Raw genomic sequence first — 1,338 nt, forward strand, 5'->3', positions numbered from 1 at the left:
TCCCGCCCGTCTATCGGGGACGGGCGGGACGCCCATCCCACAATAACAATTAAAATTATAAGTTATTTAATTCGCGATCCTAAGCTGCTGAAAAAAAATACTTGAGGAAAATTTTACGGCCTGTAAACGGTTTTGATTGCTGTGTTCGCCTAGAAATGACAAAATTTTTAACTTCGGCGGCACAAAATCCAGCGCAATTCCATTGGGGGGCGTGCGTTTGCCATCGGGAAGACATCTCGACCGGTGGCCCAACTGGGAAACCAGGGCGTCGGGGGCCAGGCTGCTTCCGGCAGGTGGTGGCGTTCATATTCAAACACCAATTCGTCGGATATTTGGACTAAGGGCAACCCTTCCATTGCTGTGGCGAGTTCTTGGGGCGTAAATAAAGTAGACCAGGAGAGTTGGGCAACTTGTCGCACGAGGGCATCTGGCTGGTAGTCGCCGACTGTTAAAAACGTGCTGAACAGCAACAGACCTCCGGGACACAGGGAATCGCACATTTTAGCGAGGAAAAGCCGTACTTGATCGCTGTCTCGAAAATGTGAGATGACTTCGGCGGCAACTGCCAACTGGTAGCGGGCCGGTTTCATCCGCATTAAGGGATCGAGCACATCGCCTTCAGTCACTGTCACGGGAAGATTTTCGGCTGTTACTGCTGCTTTCAATTGTTCTGCAAAAGCTGGAGCTAGTTCGATCGCATCTACAGAATAGCCCAATCTCGCCAGGGGCAAGGTATTGCGGCCGGTACCAGCCCCCACGTCCAAAATCCGCACTCCATCGGGCGCGCCCAATTTAGCAGCCGTTGCCATCAATTTTGCATCGGGATGAGCTCCGAACAGCGGAGGTTCTCTGGTGTCTACCCAGCTTTTGTACTGTTCTCCAACACTTGAGGTAGTAACAATCACTTTGCAGGCTAAACCGGTTTGCGGCGGCTGCACCGATTCGTATTGCAGGATCAGCATCGATGCTGTGGAGGTGCGGTAGCCTTGTTCTAACTTGGTGGCTAAAAGCTTGCTGAGTTCCTCTCTGCGGTCTTCGGGCAGGGGTCTGTCGAGAGTGCTAAATAGCTTTTCTATCGACTTGAGATAGTGGTTTAGCATTCCGGGTACGCAGGGGAAAATTAATTCTCCGCGAGCGTTGATGCGAGTATTAATTTTGTAGAGGATAGCTTGCTGGAGAATGTCGGGATTTACTACCAGCGGTAGCTGTTCTGTCTGGTCGATCGTACTTTCGGCGCCCATAAATTCCGCGAAGAGGTGATTAGTTGTTAGTTGTTAGCTGTTAGTTGTTAGCTGTTAGTTATTAGTTATTTGTTATAACTCACATTTTGCACCCTTT

At 50.1% G+C, this 1,338-nt stretch carries 1 protein-coding gene; it reads right to left on the reverse strand.

The window, feature by feature from the left end; genetic code table 11:
- Positions 1–167 precede the first annotated feature (167 nt).
- The gene (locus tag QUA50_RS07785; protein ID WP_333261320.1) at positions 168–1,241 is read right to left on the reverse strand and encodes a class I SAM-dependent methyltransferase; all 1,074 of its coding nucleotides are present in this window, start codon (positions 1,239–1,241) and stop codon (positions 168–170) included.
- Positions 1,242–1,338: the final 97 nt, after the last annotated feature.

The sequence above is a fragment of the Microcoleus sp. M2_D5 genome (genome assembly GCF_036701935.1).
Classification (GTDB): Bacteria; Cyanobacteriota; Cyanobacteriia; order Cyanobacteriales; family Microcoleaceae; genus Microcoleus.